This is a genomic window from Psychrobacillus sp. FSL K6-2836, from assembly GCF_038003085.1.
Taxonomy (GTDB): domain Bacteria; phylum Bacillota; class Bacilli; order Bacillales_A; family Planococcaceae; genus Psychrobacillus.
The window spans coordinates 3,866,000-3,883,507 of the sequence record NZ_JBBOOM010000001.1; the positions used below are offsets into that span (position 1 = coordinate 3,866,000).

A 17,508-nucleotide genomic window follows, 5' to 3' on the forward strand; every position below is an offset into this window, starting at 1 on the left:
TGTATTTCTCCTTTCACCATACTAGACTTGACGACATATAATAAAATCCTTTACAATAGGAACAATGTAAATAGTGATGCGATGAATGGGAAGAGTAAAATGATTTGGTTTTCAAAAGAAAGGAAACAATTTGCTGAAATGTTTCTGTTAACCACCATTTGAAGGTAGCCCACGAGCAGTATTTGTGAACCTAGAGTAGCAAATGCCGGTTTGAAGCCGTTATCGAATTGAGAGCGTGATGCGTTTTATTAGCATTCGCGAATAAAGGTGGTACCGCGAACAAACTCCTTCGTCCTTTAATGACGATAGGAGTTTTTTTATATTCTTTTTTAGGAGGAACAGACAATGACAAACGAAACAACGATGTCCACAAAGTATGATCCGCAGTCGATTGAAAAGGGTCGGTATGAATGGTGGCTAGAAGGAAAATACTTCGAAGCTCATCCAGAAAGCGATAAAGAACCTTATACAATCGTAATTCCACCTCCAAATGTAACGGGTAAACTACATTTAGGTCATGCGTGGGATACTACATTACAAGATATTATTATTCGCATGAAACGTATGCAAGGATATGATGCGTTATGGCTGCCAGGTATGGACCATGCAGGTATCGCAACACAAGCAAAAGTAGAGGAAAAACTACGTTCTGAAAACATCACACGATATGATTTAGGTCGCGAAAAATTTGTCGAAGAAACATGGAAGTGGAAAGAAGAATATGCTGGTCATATTCGTGCACAATGGGCAAAACTTGGACTTGGCTTAGATTACTCACGCGAGCGCTTCACTTTAGATGAAGGATTATCAAATGCAGTTAAGGAAGTATTCGTAAAGCTATACAACAAAGGTTTGATCTACCGTGGCGAATACATTATCAACTGGGATCCAGCAACTAAAACAGCTCTTTCAGATATTGAAGTAATTCACAAAGATGTACAGGGTGCATTCTATCATATGCATTACCCACTTGCAGATGGTACTGGTTCTATCGATGTTGCAACCACAAGACCAGAAACAATGCTGGGTGATACGGCAGTTGCAGTACATCCAGAGGATGATCGTTACAAGCATTTAATCGGAAAAACAGTAAAGCTTCCGATTATTGGTCGAGAAATCCCGATTGTTGGTGATGATTACGTAGATATGGAATTTGGAAGTGGAGCAGTTAAAATTACACCGGCACATGACCCAAATGACTTTGAAATTGGAAACCGTCATAACCTGCAACGTATTCTAGTGATGAATGAAGACGGAACGATGAATAAAAACGCTGCATCCTATGATGGCATGGATCGTTTTGAATGCCGTAAACAAATCGTAAAAGATTTACAAGATGCAGGTATTCTATTTAAAATTGAAGAGCATATGCATTCTGTAGGGCATTCTGAACGTAGTGGAGCAGTGGTAGAGCCATATTTGTCTTTACAATGGTTCGTAAAAATGAAGCCACTTGCGGAAGAAACGATAAAACTTCAAGCTACAGAAGAAAAAGTAAACTTTGTTCCAGATCGTTTTGAAAAACAATATTTACACTGGATGGAAAACATTCATGACTGGTGTATTTCTCGCCAATTATGGTGGGGGCACCGTATTCCTGCATGGTATCACAAAGAAACTGGTGAAGTATATGTTGGCCATGAAGCTCCTGCAGATGCGGAAAATTGGAATCAGGATAACGATGTTTTAGATACTTGGTTCTCCTCTGCACTATGGCCGTTTTCAACACTAGGCTGGCCAGATGCAGAAAACGAAGAGTTTAAAAAATATTATCCAACAAATACACTTGCAACTGGATATGATATTTTAACTTTCTGGGTATCTCGCATGATTTTCCAAGGTATTGAGTTTACTGGTACACGTCCATTTAATGATGTATTAATTCACGGTCTTGTTCGTGCAGAAGATGGAAGTAAAATGTCTAAATCTCTTGGAAACGGGATTGACCCAATGGTTGTAATCGACCAATATGGTGCAGATTCCCTTCGTTACTTCTTGAGTACTGGATCATCTCCTGGGCAGGATTTACGCTACTCTACAGAAAAAGTAGAAGCTGTATGGAACTTTGCCAACAAAATTTGGAATGCATCTCGTTTTGCATTAATGAACATGGATGGCTTGAAATTTGAAGAGATCAATTTAGATGGTAAAAAATCTGTTGCGGATGCCTGGATTCTTACGCGTTTAAATGAAACGATTGAGCAAGTAACAAGACTTTCTGAACGCTATGAATTCGGTGAAGTTGGTCGTGCCCTTTATAACTTCATTTGGGATGATTTCTGTGACTGGTATATCGAAATGGCGAAACTTCCGCTTAACGGGGAAGATGAAGCAGCGAAAAATATGACACGTTCTGTGCTAGCTTATGTTTTAGACAATACTATGCGTCTATTACATCCATTTATGCCATTTATCACTGAAGAAATTTGGCAAAACCTTCCGCATGAAGGAGAGTCAATTACAGTGGCTGCTTGGCCGACTGTTAACGAATCCCTTTCCAATAAAGAAGAAGCGGACAATATGAAATTACTTTCTGAAATTATCCGTTCCGTACGTAATATTCGTTCGGAAGTACAAACGCCAATGAGCAAGAAAGTTCCATTATACGTTTCGGCGAAGGATGCGAATACATTAGCAGTATTAGAAGCAAATGCTAAGTATCTAGAGCGTTTCTGTAATCCAGAACCACTTGTAATTGGTTTAGATTTAGATGCACCTAGTCAATCAATGTCGGCAGTAGTTACTGGAGCGGTTTTATATCTACCACTACAAGGACTAATTGATATAGAAGCCGAGAAAGCTCGTTTAACGAAAGAGCTAGAAAAATGGGCTAAGGAAGTAAAACTAGTTCAAGGAAAACTATCCAATGAGCGCTTCGTTTCTAAAGCACCAGAGGCAGTAGTTGCAGAAGAACGTGCAAAAGAGGCTGACTATCTAGAAAAACACGCATCTGTATTGAAGCGTATGGAAGAATTGAATAATCTATAAGAATGGAGCGTGCACCTATTAACTTGGGTGCTCGTTTTTTTATAGGAGAAGAAGTACTCCAGATTCAAGCGATATTACGTGACATTCGTGTGATTTTTCATTTCATTCAGGTGATACTCATTCATATTCTAGTGATTTTTCTCCACATTCAAGTGATTCTCGGAAACATTCGTGTGTTTCCGATTCAAATGCAAAAAAGAGAGGACGATTAAATCTCGTCGCTCTCTTTTTTGGTGAGTTTATTATGAATGTATTCCATAATAGGCTTTGCGATATCCTTCTTAGTCGTTTCAAAATATGATCTTGCTCCAACGGGATCTTCTATTTCATTGAAAAGCCAGCTCCCATCAGGTAAGAGGAGAAAATCGATGCCAATATAATCACTTTTAAGTGCTTTAGCTATTTTCTCTACAGCTGCAATTTGCTGTGAGTCTAGCGTGTATTTTTCAACTGTTCCACCTAAAGTGAAGTTGGACTTAAAGCTATCTTTTGGCCCAGTTCTTTTTACAGCTCCCAGTACTTCCTTACCGAGCATGAATACACGAACATCAGTAGCATTTGTTTCGATATACTGTTGAGCGATAATCGTATTTTCAGAACATGTATTCAAAAATGAAGTTGCTTCTTTTTCCGTGTGAACTAATTCGACTTGTTTTCCGCCATGACCGTCAATTGTTTTTAATACGATAGGATATTCGTTTATATCAGAAACTGTTGTTATTTTTTTAGTTGGAACTGTTGCAATACCGAGAAGCTGTACAAGCTGTATTGCCTTTAATTTGTCATTGGCAACGACATTCACTTCTGCGCGATTGAACATTGGTATATTTCTTTGTTCTAATTCCTTTGATAATTGCGGATTTCTTGTGCGGAACACTATAAAATCCGCTTCTGGAATCGGATCCTGATCATCTACTACAGTTAATGTATGTTCGTGAACACTTGCAGCATTTATTAATCGGTCAATAAAGCTTTGATTGCGCTCTATCTCCGCTTTTTCATATATGAGTAACCCTTTCATACAACAGCTGCTCCAACTTTTGACAGAATATATTCTATCATTGCATCCCCAACATTAATCCCTGTTACATTATAGATGTTACGGATGTGGGCTACGCCATTTACTTCACAAACAAGCGGTTCTTCATCGTCCCCAAACAATAAGTCCACTCCTGCAAATTCTGCTTGTAAAGCTTCAGCAGCTTGAATTGCTACATCTTTTTGTCTCTGTGTGAGAATAATAGGGGAAGCAGAACCCCCATTTGTAATATTGGCACGGAAATCTGTTTGGGATTCACGAAGCATACAAGCAACTACTTGCCCACCAACAACATTTACACGGATATCTCTACCTCTACTATTTTCGATAAATTGCTGGAAGACATACTCTACACCTGCGAGTTCCTCCACTTTCGCAAAGAACTGCTCCCTTGTTTCTATTAAATACACTTTCATACCAAATGAGCCATGTGCTTCTTTAATAATCATAGGTAATGGAATGGTTTGGAGCACCTGCTCGAAATAGCCTGACTCTTCGATAGAAAAACCAGGATATACTTTTGGTGCGATAATCGTCATAGGCATAGGCACTCCAGCATTTGCCAGCTTCATATACTGCCTTGCTTTGTTATCACAAATTTCAATCACATTTGGATCATTAAATACTGGTATACCCTCATTTTTCAAATACTGGGCAAGCAAAATATCTTTATCAAGAAACACGACAAAATCGGGTTTGGCATGTAACTTTTGCTGGACATTCATCAGCACTTCATAATTTTTCACTAAAATAGCATGAATATCATGTCGGTCCGCAGCTTCCTTTACTAGAAGTGCTTGATCGATAAATTTATCATGTGTAAGACTACCGTTGTAAATGACCCAACATGTTTGCATAATGAATGACCTCCACTAGTACGTGTTATAATGTGTTCACAAGAAGTTTAGCACGAAATTTAATCAGACGGAATAGGGTGAACTGCGTGGAAATAAAAAATTTTAATAAATACAAAATAAAGTGGAATATAGAAAGTGAAACGGTTATAAAACCAGGTCTTGAAACAATTCAAGCCGCTCTAAAAAAACTCGGCAATCCCCAGGACAAGCATAAAATAATCCATGTAGCTGGAACAAATGGGAAAGGCTCTACAATTGCTTTTTTAACAGCACTAGCAAAAGATCACGGTTTGTCATATGCTTCGTTTACTAGCCCAAGTATCGTCGACGTCCATGATCAAATTCAGATAAATAGTATACCCGTTACGGAAAAACAAATGGACGAAGCATTTTCGCATATGCAACAAAGAGGTATTAGCGGCATGTTGACAGATTTTGAACTACTAACTGTTGTAGCCTTTGTTGTCTTTGAAATGATGGAATTAGATATAGTTTTCATTGAGGCAGGTATGGGGGGGCGACTAGATAGTACAAACGTCACTAAAGACTCTGTGTCTATTATACCTAGTATATCTATAGATCATACGAAATTCTTAGGAGATACAGTTGAAAAAATTAGTTGGCATAAAGCAGGGATTTTAAAGCCTAATAGCCAATTAGTAATAGGACCATTAGTAGAACCCGCAAAAATAATTATGTATAAAGAAGCCGAAGATAAAAGTGCTAATGTCTTAGAATACAATAAAAATTTTAGTATTAAGAAGCATCAATATACATTTAAAGAGTATTCATTTTCTAATTTATATCCTCAAATGTTAGGGAGGCACCAACAATCTAACATGGCTTTGGCTATAACAGCATTGCTTATAAGTGGTTTTGAACTAATTGAATCCAGCGTGCAGCAAGCTGTAAATAATGCAAGCTTGCCTGGCAGAATGGAGAGAATAGGGGACAACCTTTACATGGACGGGGCTCACAATCCAGCAAGTGTAGATGCATTAGTAGAAATGATTCGAGAGAAGTTTCCAAACAAACATATACATTTGGTCGTAGGTATTTTAAAAGATAAAAATTATGTCTATATATTAAGGAAGTTAGAGGAAATTGCTAGTTCTTTTGATTTTGTTAATTTCCAACATGAAAGAGCGTTAAATGCTACTGTTTTGTATAATATTTGTATGAATAGTGAGAAAAGTATAACTTTGGATGCATCTCGTGTTGATTTGAAACAGAATTTTGAAAATTGCATTACAATTGTCACTGGCTCTTTTTATTTCATAGCTGAGTTGAAAGAAAAAACAGGAATTTAGTAATTGAAACTTTCAGAGAACTTAGTGATATAATTTAGAAGGAAATGTGTATTTAGTAGTGGTTATTTAGACTGGAAGGAGATTAATAGTCAGATGGATATTTCACAAAAAGCTAAGAAGATTATTTTCTTCATGTGGCTATTAGTTGTACCTATTGGTATTTGTCTAGTATATTTATCGTCACCAACTAAACCAAACGACTGGGATCATTATATCTATTTTCTTATACTTGCTTTACTTACTACAATCTTCCCATTTTTTATATCAGGAGCATTGATTGTACTTGTTCAATGGGTGAATCTAGCTATCTTTTTAAAGTTTGGGATCCTTGCAGAATTGATTGCCATGCAATTATGTATTATACCAATCGTATTCCATATGAAGATAAGTAAAGAAACTAGATACAAGTTATATTATAATTCATTCATGTTTTTCTTGATTTCTATTATTTGCGGTTCTATAGTCTTGTGGATGGGATATAAAATCGAAACTTTAGTCATCAATGAAATTCTTTTATATAGCAGTATCTATATGCTGTTAAATATTATATTGAATCATCTCTTCTTGTATTTTAGAGAAGTGTATACGGGATTAAAGCCAAAATTCTTCACAAAAGATTTTGGCTGGGATTTTATTTGCTTAATTATTACACTTCCTTTTGGGATAAGTATATATATTTTAGAAGGTTATGTAGGACCGATAGCGTTTGTTTTATTAGGGGTACCATTTTTAGCAATCACACTATTAATACGTATGTATAGCGATTCAGAAAAGGTAAATGCCGATTTGAACAAGGCAAGTGAATTTGGACATCAACTTGCGGAGCGGATGACTACTACAGAAGTTTTAGATATGTTCTTGAAGAGAATGTCTGATATGTTCCAATTTGATGCGGGTTATATTGTAGATAATGTAGATGGTGAATTCCTTATTTTGCGTGCTATAGAAAATGGGGAAAACAAAGAATTGGAATATGTTCATGAAGATATAAAATATAGCCTTGCGGGTAAAGGATATGAAAAAGGAGAGCCAATTCTTTACAGTAAACAGGCTGAATGGGAACATATGAAACCACCCTTTTTAGCGGATGATATGCAAAGCGTTATGTGTGTCCCTATCTATAGAAATCAAAGAATTGAAGGCGTTCTTGTTTTGGCTGCTAGAGCGAAGTTTGCATTTGAGTCTTATCAACTAAAAATCGTCCACTTGCTATGCTCCTATTTTGCTGTTTCATTAGAAAAAGCTAGATTTGTAAAAGAAGCAGTGGAGAAAAGTGAAGTTTGTGATCTAACGAAGATTTATAACTATAGATTCTTAGATAAACAATTGAAATTGGATATGTTGAAGCTAAATAATGGAGTATATAGAACAGTTTCATTGATCATGATGGACATAGATAAATTTAAAGCAGTTAATGATACTTATGGACATCACAGTGGAAACCTCATCCTACAGGAATTCGCAAAAGTAATTCAACATGAAATTGGTTCAAGTGGTACAGTTGCAAGATACGGCGGGGAAGAATTCGTAATTCTCCTACCAAATTATTCAAAATTACAAGCGAAAAATATTGCCGAGCAACTTCGTCGAAAAGTGGAACAAACGCCATTTATAGTACCTCTCGATTTAGGTGAAGTAACACGGGAAGAAATAATATTCATCACCGCAAGTATTGGTGTCTCTACGGCACCAGAAGACAGTGACGAAGGAATGTCCCTACTCCGAAATGCAGACCGTGCGTTGTATATTGGAGCGAAGCAGGCGGGTAGAAATCGGGTTGCAGAGTATGTGAAATAGAGCCAGTCAGATACTATTCTGATTGGCTTTTTTATTGTATATTTTAGATGTTTTCATATTTTATTTTGAATCGTCCATGTATAATGAAATATAAGAGAGGGGATGGAATGATGCTTTTTAGTATTTTATTAATAATAAGTGTATTAATCACGTTATTATTAGTTTACTTTGTTCGATTTCCTTTTGAAAAAATGCCAATTTTTATTGTGATACTTATTTCTGGATTTACCGTTTTATTTTCATATATTACTTCACAAACTTTGTCTTCCTGGTTAGGGATATTATTTTTCTTTGGCATAATCCTTTCCGGTACAATTTTACTTGGGAAAAGAAAAACATGGTTAGTCAAGAAAGAGGAAATTGTACAGGCTAAAATTCCTAAAAGAAATTTACGTAGAGTAACGAAGCATTTTGAAAATTCTCAGGGGAGATCGATTTTTGACGAAGAAAAAAGTCCTCTCTATATACCGCAGGAATTTAACGCAGAAGATTCTATGATAGAAGAAAGTACTTTTGAAGACTTTTTATTGAATAAACAAGAAGTCGATATAGCGACTTTAAAATACAATCAAAATGAAGTAGATTCTGTGGTAGACCTGCCAGTTTCAGAAATTATTATTCCTATAAAGGACTTAGAAGAAATTATTATACCGGTTGTTCCAGACCCGTCCTATGAAGAAGCTTTACAAGAAGCGGCTATAACGGAGATAGATATGGAGCATAATTATAAATCAAAAGAAAAGTTTGTTCAAACCGTCGATAACGAGTCTGAACAGATAGAAGATGCGGAAGAATTATCAGATAAATGGCTGGCTAGAAGACTTGATGCTCTACTCGCTTCAGAAGAAAATCCCTCTCAAAAGTTTGTTCAAGAATCAGATCAAGAGGAACTGATCCGACCGAATCTAGATGATCTTTCTGCTTCTTTAAAAGTACCAAAAGAAGAGTTTGATAAAAGTAATGATTTCGAAGATATATCTGCGCTATATTTCAATAAACAACGGAGTGATTTAGATGGAACAAAAGAATAGTATACAATTTTTCCTTCTTGTTGCTGGTGTTAGCTTATTTTTATTTGTTGTAACCTTTGGACTTTATAGTGTGGCAAATGCTTTCACCGATGAAGGAGGGAGTAAAGGTTATTTTGATGAAAATACATGGATCGGTCCCATCTTGGTTGATGGTTTATCAAAAAGTCAGGCTACTCAACTTCTCACTCAAGAGACATCTGATTGGTCGATAAATTTACAATCATCTCTACAATTTATTTTTGAAGAAAGTAATTTGAATGTAGATATTGTAAATTTTCTTATTAAAGAGTCCATTGATCAAGCGGTATCGGGAGAACATAATTCATTATTTACACAAATTAATCAAGAGGCTTGGGAGACTTCAATTTCCAATCTCCAATTAGACGGATATCGTGAATTGATCGACGAAAGTCGTATACAACAACATATTTTAGATTCCGCAGCTAATCTAACAATAATAGATAAGCCTATTCATATTACTCGTTATTTTAAATCTCAAAGTGATGAAAAAATGTTGCTAGTAAAAGAGTCGATATCGTTAGATGGAAGCTCTTTCGGTATAGAAAGTTGGATTGAGAAGCATAGTGAAGTGGAAGTGAAAGCAGACCAAGTATTTTCTTTAAATGAATTAGTGCTCTCCGATACAGAAGGGTTATACAATGCACAGTTTCAAAATGAAGTCTCTTCGCTTCTATATAAAGCGGCTTTAAATAGTCCCTTCTCTATTTTAGAACGTCACATCACAACAAATAATACATTTAATCGTGAAATAGGATACGAAGCTTTTATCGATAATACACATGATTTACTTATTAAAAATGAATATGGTTACCCATTAACAATTGAATCCAGTCTTATAGGTAATAAACTGACTATTTCTATTTATAGCGTGAACACCCCAGTCAATATACATGCCGTTATTGATGAAAAGAAAGAGCTAAACCAACGAGTTATTGTCCGTCCGATAACACTCGATCAGCAAGAGCGTAAAGTTCCAGGGAAGAATGGGATGGAAGCAAATGTAAATAGAATCATATTTCTAGATGACTCTCCATGGAAAACATACGATGTTGCTGTAGATACCTACTTACCACTTCACGAAGTTTGGTATAAATGGAATGAAGAATTATTAAATTTATCAGGAACTTCGAATGGAACTACTGGGGATTCTGGAAACGGAAAAGCCGATAGCGATAATTCAGCCACAACTCCACCAACAATGGTGATTGAAGATAAGGGTTATGAGGAAGTGGACCAGGCATTTGGGGATGGGTATGTGGGGAAATGAAGAAAGAATTGAGTGACTAAGTCTAAACTTGGTCACTCACTTTTTTAAAGTTAGGCGTACAATGTCATAGTAGGTCATTTTGGACTTGCTATTTTTTAATAAAATGGAGCACTTTCTTTATAGGGGAAGTATTCAGCAATATTTTTTAGTTTCACGTTAGTTCCTCCACTTGTAATAAAAACACCGTCTTTAGAAATTATTACTCCTTCAAAATTACTACCATTAAATGTTACTTTACCATTTGGAGCATATAAGACACCAGTCATCGTTTGATTCCATACATTGGTTAAAGAGATATCATTTTCACTAACTATCACAAGGTTTTGAAAAATATCACCAGAAGGTTGCCAACCATTCCATTGGTAATTAAAATCCTTCACATAAATTTTGTTGTTCACTCTATCTTCAAGTGAGGAAGTATATCCATTTTCAGAAAACCATTCCTTGGTTTTTAGACTTGGATTTATTGTATTTGAAAGTGTTTTTTTAGGGACTGTATCGGATTTAATAAATTTGTCAGTGATACTTTTAGACATATCTTTTGGAAATGTTATCGTTCCAGTATAATAAACGAGAGAATCTTTTGATATTTGTGGAGTCCACCCAATTTCAACATTTCCATCTACAAAAATATTTCCATTTATATGAGCATCTTTTATTCTAAAATCTCCATTTACATAAATATCACCATAAATTTGTCTAGTTCCACTCCACGAAGTAAAGGAACCTTGTATAATAATTGTTCCTGGTGAGGTTTTAGAACCCATACCAGCGCTCCCTCCATCTAGTATGACTGAACCCTGCACTTCTATGTTAGATACATTACTTAATGATCCACCGTTTAACTCTGAGCTATTAATGTCACCTAGGATAATCATTTTACCATTTGGACCATCAGTACTATTACCAGAGAAAGCGTATTTTGATCCATAAATAAAGACATTTTCTTTTGTTAAAAAGTCGTAGAAACTATCGGAAGGTTCAGGTTCAGGTTCAGGATCAGGATTTTCAGGATTAATTACTTGTATTTTTTCTATTATTGTATCTATTGTATATTCATTATTTTCATAGTCTGCTAAAGTAAACTTAATGAACAAGTCTTCTTCCGGATTCGAACATTCTTTGTTTTTGGCGAAGTTTTCAATATTAATCACAAAACTTTGTGTTTCATATTCTAGTATATCTTTCTCACAAATAATTACCTTCCCTTGATGTTGGTTCCTTATATTTGTAATAATAAGATTAGCTTCTTGTCTCAAATTAATGTGAGAAAGTGTTTTATCATTTTGATTGAAGGTAGTTGTCACAACAGAAAATATAATAGTGATAAAAATTCCCAAAATTGCTATTGTTGCAAGCAGTTCTAGTAATGTCACACCATATTGCTTTAAAATGTATCTTTTCAAAGTAGTAGCGCCACACTTTCATCGTAAATGAGGTTATTAAATGAAAAATTTAAATCAAAGAGGTCTTAGTTTAATTGAAATTTTAGCAGCAGTAGTTTTATTAATGATCATTATTGTTGGATTTTTGAGTTTTTTTGCACAAGCTACCTCTCATTCTAGAATAACAGAAGATAAATTAACCGCAATAAATTTAGCGGAAAAAGTGCTTGTTGAAATAAAAAGAGACCCTACCATGGTGATTGAGGATAAATACCCTGAGGGAATGAAACTAAACGGAAAAACGTATTATCCAATCATTACTTATCTTAAAGAGCAGACTAATGGTGAATTTGCATTAGAACTTAAGAGAGTGAGAGTTGAAATTTATAAAGAAAATATAAATTTATCTAATCAAATACCTTTAACTAAACTGTATAGTTATCAATAAGGAGAGCTATAAATGCATAATGCTAAACAAACTGAGAATGGTTATGCTTTAATAATTGTGTTATTAGTGATTGTCATTATTGCAATCATGACTCCTCCTATTATCTCTAAAATTATGTCCAGTTCTACTCAATACCAAAAAGTAGAGGAAGCTTTACAATTGAAAAAGCTTGGTGACATGGGTGTTTCATATACTGAAAGAGCCTTAGATGAAACTGAGGTAAAATCTGAAGAGAAAGCAAAATTGGAAGCCGATAAGAAAGCTAAGATTGCTGGAGAAATTGCTACAAATGGTCTGCCTAAAAAAGCTTCAATTAGTGAGAAGGAAGCAGCTTATAAAGCAGCATATAACATAGAATATAGAAAAGTATATATACAAGAATTTAAAAAAGAATTTAAAAGAGTAATAAAAGCACTTTATTTCCCTCAAACTAGACCAAGCCATATTGAAAATAAAACTTTACATAAAGATGAGTTTATTGGTGAGAACTTAAATGAGATAATTGTTGAAAATAGTGAATTACAAAAATATGAAGCAGGTTTAACTATTATAGATTCACAACCTGCTGATCCAAAACTAGTAATAAAATACAGGGTATTTATTACTGTAAATAACGATTATGAAATTAAAGAGGCATTAGATGTAATAGAGAAAACAATACTGATTCCAATTAAATCGATTTAAGAGGAGAATCAAAAATGGCTATTCGTAAAAGACTTGGAGATTTACTAGTTGAAGCAAGTATAATATCAGAAGATCAGCTTCAAATGACGTTACAAAAAAAGGCGCCTGGACAGAGGTTAGGTGATGCACTTGTCGAACGTGGCTATTTGACTGATCGCCAACTTATTGAAGTGTTGGAATTTCAACTTGGTATTGCTCATGTCGCACTAAATTTATTTCCGATAGATACGAAACTTATCCAGTTGGTAGGATCAGATTATTCAAGACAAAATTATGCCTTGCCTATTGAAAAAGACGAACAAACGATAAAGGTAGCAATGGCAGATCCACTTGACTATGTTGTAATTGACGATATTGAATTGATGACGGGTTTTACGGTACAGCCTGTTATTTCTTCACGGAAAGATATTATAGAAACGATTGAAAAACTAACTAAAGCAGCAGCATCTATTGCTTTAACAGAAAATTTGTCGCAAGAAGGGGCAAATGAGGATGAAGCCCCTGCAATTCGTCTAGTAAATCAAATATTATCACGTGGGATTCAGATTCAAGCTAGTGATATACATATTGATGCACATGAAGATAAAGTATTAGTAAGATATCGAGTGGATGGTTTGCTTGCGACGGATCGAGTACTACAGATGAGTCAATATCCATCTCTGGTTGCACGTATAAAAATCATGGCAAATCTAAATATTACCGAATCTCGTTTGCCGCAAGATGGGCGGGTTCGTTTAACGCAAGGACAACAAACAATTGATATGCGTATTTCCATATTACCTACAGTTTATGGAGAAAAAATGGTTATACGATTATTAGATTTAGCTAATGCTGTGAAGCCAATTTATCAACTAGGTTTCAATAAAAGGTATGTACAAACGTTTATAGAGTTGATAGAAAAACCAACTGGTCTTGTATTACTTACAGGTCCGACTGGATCGGGGAAAACGACGACGCTTTACTCCGCTCTTCAACATATAAATCAAGAATCCGTTAATATTATTACAATTGAAGATCCGGTAGAGTACCAAATGGAGGGGGTAAATCAGGTTCAAGTAAATCCTCATATCCAATTGACTTTCGCAAGTGGTTTACGTGCAATATTACGTCAAGATCCAAACATTGTTATGGTAGGGGAAATAAGAGATGAGGAAACTGCTGAAATTACTATTCGTGCAGCGCTAACAGGCCATCTCGTGTTAAGTACTTTACACACGAATGATGCAATCAGTACTATTCCAAGACTTCTAGACATGAATATTGAGCCTTATCTCGTTATTTCAGCATTAAATGGAGCTGTTTCACAAAGATTAGTACGTAAAATCTGTGATTCCTGTAAGGAAGAATATATACCTTCTAAGATTGAGCAACAGTTATTTGATAATCGTTTTATAAAAGTCGATAAACTGTATAGAGGAAGAGGTTGCAAAGTCTGCAATGAAACTGGGTTTAAAGGTCGATTATCGATTCATGAAATTTTCGTTGTAGACAATGAAATTCGTGAGTTGCTTTATAACAATCGTAGTATGACGGAAGTGAAACGAGCTGCTATGAAAAATGGGATGATTCCTTTAATTGATGATGGACTATTGAAGGTGAAAGCGGGATACACAACGGTAGAAGAAGTGCTACGTGTCGCAAAAGCCGAATAGGAAAGGAAGAGCGCAATTATGAAAGAAAAGTTACATCAGTTGTTACAAGCATCTTTTGAACTTGGAACCTCTGATTTACATTTAACAGTTGGTATGCCCCCAATGATGCGATTACATGGGGAATTAAAAAGGTTTGGACAAGATATATTAAAACCAATAGACACGGAAGAAATGGCCAAAGTAGCAATAGTTCCAAATCTATGGGACACATTTATAGAAAAGGGGGATCTCGATTTCTCTTATAGTTTGCCTGGAGTTTCTAGATTTCGTGTAAATGCGTACTATCAACGAAATTGTGTTAGTCTTGCCTTCCGTGTAATACCAACAGAAATTCCGACTTTCGAGGAGTTAAATTTGCCAACTATCTTACATGATATTGCAAAGAAACCTCAAGGACTAGTATTAGTTACAGGTCCGACTGGTTCAGGGAAATCTACCACACTTGCATCGATGATTCAAGAAATGAATCAAACTGTCAAAAAACATATTATTACATTAGAAGATCCAATCGAATATTTACATTCTCATGGCACCTGTATTATCAATCAACGAGAAGTGGGATTTGACACGAAAACTTTTGCATCTGGATTGAGAGCTTCGCTACGACAAGATCCTGACGTAATACTAGTTGGTGAAATGAGAGATTTAGAAACTATTTCTACGGCAATTACTGCAGCAGAAACTGGCCATCTAGTACTTGCTACATTACATACAACGAGTGCATCCATGACGATCGATCGTATCATCGATGTATTTCCGCCGAGTCAGCAACCGCAAGTAAGAATTCAATTGGCTTCCGTGCTTCAGGCGGTGATTTCACAGCGACTTTTCCAATCCATTAGCGGGAAAGGTAGAGTAGCTGCATTTGAAATATTATTAAATGTTCCAGCAGTAAAAAACTTAATTAGAAATGAAAAAATCCATCAAATTCATTCTGTTATACAGTCAAGCAAATCAATGGGGATGCAAACAATGGAAAGTGAATTAGAACGACTAGCTAAAGGGAAGTTAGTTACTTCGGAACAGCTAGAACCTTATTTTGCGGAGAAGATGATTTAATGGCTTACTTTCAATACAGTGGTAGAGATAAAAAAGGAGAAATAGTCAGAGGTATCATGCGTGCTCCAACAGCTGATGATGCAAAATTAAAACTTCGTAAAAAAGGTATAGCCGCTCGTGAGATTATGAAGAAAACAGGTTTTTTGTATCAAGAATTAAATTTAGGTAGTGGAAAAGTTCCTTTCAAGGATTTAGTTATTTTTATACGCCAGTTTTCGACTCTCATTAAAGCGGGTATATCCATATTAGATGCGACTGCGATTTTAAAGGATCAAACTTCTCATAAAAATTTGAAGCAAGTTTTAGCAGATATTGAGGAAGATCTCAAAGAAGGTCATCCTTTTTCGGTAGCGGCAGAGCAGCATCCTAAAGTGTTCCCTGTGTTATTTACGAATATGTTGAAGGCTGGAGAGGCTGGAGGACAATTTGACGAGATTTTAGATCAGTTAGCAGTATATTATGAAAAACAAAATGAAACGAAACAAAAAGTACAGTCTGCAATGATGTATCCAGCAGTGCTTGGTATCGTTGCCATAGGTGTTGTTATTTTCATGATAGGTTTTATCGTTCCAAGATTTGCGAGCATGTTTACTTCTTTTGGAGCAGAATTGCCATTCATAACGAAATTTCTATTGGATTTAAGTGCTATTTTTCAAACTTGGTGGTGGGTAGCTCTATTATTAATAGTTGGAATAAGTATCGCAGTAAGTGTTCTAATAAAGCGTGATCCATATCGATACTTAGCTCACAGTATAATACTTAGATTACCAATTTTCGGTCCTGTTGTTCAAAAGTCAACTCTTGCTCGAATGACAAGAACTTTAAGTAGTTTATATGCCGCTAGCGTTCCGGTGACTCAATCGTTATTAGTCGTACGCAAAGTTGTGGGAAATGCGGTTATTGAAGAAATTATTGAAAACGCTAGTAAAAGTGTTCAAGAAGGTAACTCTTTAGCAACTCCTATGGTGGGACATTGGGCAATTCCTTCATTTGTATCACAAATGATTGTTCTTGGCGAAAAATCTGGGACGCTCGATTTTATGCTTGCAAAGGTAGCGGATTTTTATGAGCAAGAAGTCGATACTTCTGCTGAAAGATTGAAGTCACTTATAGAACCGGCGATGATTTTGTTTTTGGCTGTAGTAATTGGAGGAATCGTGGCAGCTATAATGATTCCTATGTTTTCAATCTTTTCAGAAGTTCAATGAAATAGGGTTAAAAGAACTATGTGAAAACACTTGATATTTTAGTAGTTTTAACCGATATTATTAATAATAGATGTATTGGAAGCGAAGAATAATTGTCGAATATTTGGGCACTTAGACGATTAGGAGCAAGTAGTGCACCCACCCATGCAAATAATTTGTAGTAAGGGGAGAAAAAAATGAAAAAATGGTTGAAAACGATTAAGAATGAAAAAGGTTTAACGCTAATTGAATTATTAGCAGTTGTAGTTATTTTAGGGATTATTGCAGCGATTGCGATTCCGTCAATCTCAGGAATTATTGAGAATTCGAAGAAAGATGCCCATGTTGCAAATGCATTATTAATAATTAACGCTGCTAAACTAGCTGAGGCTTCAAATGCTACTGTTGGAACTACTCCTGTAAAAGTTAGTGAAAGATTAAAAGGAACCACTCCTACAAATGTTACTGTTACCGAATTAGTGAATGCAGGGTTTCTAGATTCTGTTCCAAAAGATCCCCAAAGTAATGTCGCTTATGATGGTACCACATCTGTGGTGACTTATGATAGTACAGCTAAAGTATATAAAATTACATTAAAAGGCTCAGGTACTGGTGCGAAAACTTATTTTACGACAATTTCTGAAGAAACTTTAAATAATGTAGGTAGAGAAGCTGTAGGCAAAACGGGAACAGCGGGTTCAGCATCTACTATTTCATAACATTCTAACAATAAACTTTATAAATAGCCCTATGCATTCGTGCACGGGGCTATTATACTTATAT

15 protein-coding genes, 1 riboswitch and 1 other annotated feature are annotated in these 17,508 nt (G+C 35.5%); of the genes, 12 read left to right on the forward strand and 3 right to left on the reverse strand.

Annotated features, from left to right (window positions below; genetic code table 11):
• Positions 1-72: 72 nt before the first annotated feature.
• Positions 73-300, forward strand: a binding site (T-box leader).
• Positions 301-345: 45 nt separating this feature from the next.
• Both MKY37_RS18700 and MKY37_RS18705 read left to right on the forward strand, forming a co-directional pair.
• Positions 346-2,988: a valine--tRNA ligase gene (locus tag MKY37_RS18700; protein ID WP_340779270.1), complete on the forward strand. Its 2,643-nt coding sequence runs from the start codon at positions 346-348 to the stop codon at positions 2,986-2,988.
• Positions 2,989-2,990: 2 nt separating this feature from the next.
• A complete protein-coding gene (locus MKY37_RS18705; protein WP_340779271.1) occupies positions 2,991-3,200 on the forward strand; it encodes a hypothetical protein in 210 nt (69 codons plus the stop codon).
• On the opposite strand, the gene MKY37_RS18710 is transcribed toward MKY37_RS18705, so the two are convergent.
• Both MKY37_RS18710 and MKY37_RS18715 read right to left on the reverse strand, forming a co-directional pair.
• On the reverse strand, positions 3,197-4,009 hold the full coding sequence (locus MKY37_RS18710; RefSeq protein WP_340779272.1) for an ATP-grasp domain-containing protein: 813 nt from the start codon (positions 4,007-4,009) through the stop codon (positions 3,197-3,199). The genes MKY37_RS18705 and MKY37_RS18710 overlap by 4 nt on opposite strands.
• Positions 4,006-4,884: an ATP-grasp domain-containing protein gene (locus tag MKY37_RS18715; protein WP_340779274.1), complete on the reverse strand. Its 879-nt coding sequence runs from the start codon at positions 4,882-4,884 to the stop codon at positions 4,006-4,008. The genes MKY37_RS18710 and MKY37_RS18715 overlap by 4 nt, the downstream gene beginning before the upstream one ends.
• An 86-nt stretch (positions 4,885-4,970) precedes the next feature.
• Here MKY37_RS18715 and MKY37_RS18720 point away from each other — a divergent pair, with 86 nt between their 5' ends.
• The 4 genes from MKY37_RS18720 (at position 4,971) to MKY37_RS18735 (ending at position 10,310) form a co-directional block, all read left to right on the forward strand.
• Positions 4,971-6,194, forward strand: coding sequence for a bifunctional folylpolyglutamate synthase/dihydrofolate synthase (locus tag MKY37_RS18720; RefSeq protein WP_340779275.1), 1,224 nt, complete (start codon positions 4,971-4,973; stop codon positions 6,192-6,194).
• Positions 6,195-6,287: 93 nt separating this feature from the next.
• Entirely contained in the window at positions 6,288-7,991 is a 1,704-nt protein-coding gene (locus MKY37_RS18725) for a sensor domain-containing diguanylate cyclase (RefSeq protein ID WP_340779277.1), read from the forward strand.
• Positions 7,992-8,074: 83 nt separating this feature from the next.
• A complete protein-coding gene (locus MKY37_RS18730; protein ID WP_340779278.1) occupies positions 8,075-9,022 on the forward strand; it encodes a hypothetical protein in 948 nt (315 codons plus the stop codon).
• Positions 9,006-10,310 carry a VanW family protein gene (locus tag MKY37_RS18735; protein ID WP_340779280.1) on the forward strand — a complete coding sequence of 435 codons (1,305 nt, stop codon included), beginning with the start codon at positions 9,006-9,008 and terminating at the stop codon, positions 10,308-10,310. Before MKY37_RS18730 ends, MKY37_RS18735 begins: the two co-directional genes overlap by 17 nt.
• 95 nt (positions 10,311-10,405) lie before the next feature.
• On the opposite strand, the gene MKY37_RS18740 is transcribed toward MKY37_RS18735, so the two are convergent.
• Entirely contained in the window at positions 10,406-11,716 is a 1,311-nt protein-coding gene (locus tag MKY37_RS18740) for a pilus assembly FimT family protein (protein WP_445323056.1), read from the reverse strand.
• Between the two features lie 40 nt (positions 11,717-11,756).
• Here MKY37_RS18740 and MKY37_RS18745 point away from each other — a divergent pair, with 40 nt between their 5' ends.
• The 6 genes from MKY37_RS18745 to MKY37_RS18770 all read left to right on the forward strand — a co-directional run bounded on the left by MKY37_RS18745 (position 11,757) and on the right by MKY37_RS18770 (position 17,444).
• Entirely contained in the window at positions 11,757-12,143 is a 387-nt protein-coding gene (locus MKY37_RS18745) for a type IV pilus modification PilV family protein (protein ID WP_340779282.1), read from the forward strand.
• A gap of 12 nt (positions 12,144-12,155) precedes the next feature.
• Positions 12,156-12,827, forward strand: a complete 672-nt coding sequence (locus tag MKY37_RS18750) for a hypothetical protein (protein ID WP_340779284.1) — start codon at positions 12,156-12,158, stop codon at positions 12,825-12,827.
• Between the two features lie 14 nt (positions 12,828-12,841).
• Entirely contained in the window at positions 12,842-14,479 is a 1,638-nt protein-coding gene (locus MKY37_RS18755) for a GspE/PulE family protein (protein WP_340779285.1), read from the forward strand.
• A gap of 18 nt (positions 14,480-14,497) precedes the next feature.
• The gene (locus tag MKY37_RS18760; protein ID WP_340779287.1) at positions 14,498-15,538 is read left to right on the forward strand and encodes a type IV pilus twitching motility protein PilT; all 1,041 of its coding nucleotides are present in this window, start codon (positions 14,498-14,500) and stop codon (positions 15,536-15,538) included.
• Complete coding sequence (locus tag MKY37_RS18765; RefSeq protein ID WP_340779288.1) at positions 15,538-16,746, forward strand: type II secretion system F family protein; 1,209 nt, start codon at positions 15,538-15,540, stop codon at positions 16,744-16,746. Before MKY37_RS18760 ends, MKY37_RS18765 begins: the two co-directional genes overlap by 1 nt.
• A gap of 68 nt (positions 16,747-16,814) precedes the next feature.
• Positions 16,815-16,898, forward strand: a riboswitch (cyclic di-GMP riboswitch).
• Positions 16,899-16,922: 24 nt separating this feature from the next.
• Positions 16,923-17,444, forward strand: coding sequence for a prepilin-type N-terminal cleavage/methylation domain-containing protein (locus MKY37_RS18770; RefSeq protein ID WP_340779289.1), 522 nt, complete (start codon positions 16,923-16,925; stop codon positions 17,442-17,444).
• The last annotated feature ends 64 nt before the right edge of the window (positions 17,445-17,508 follow it).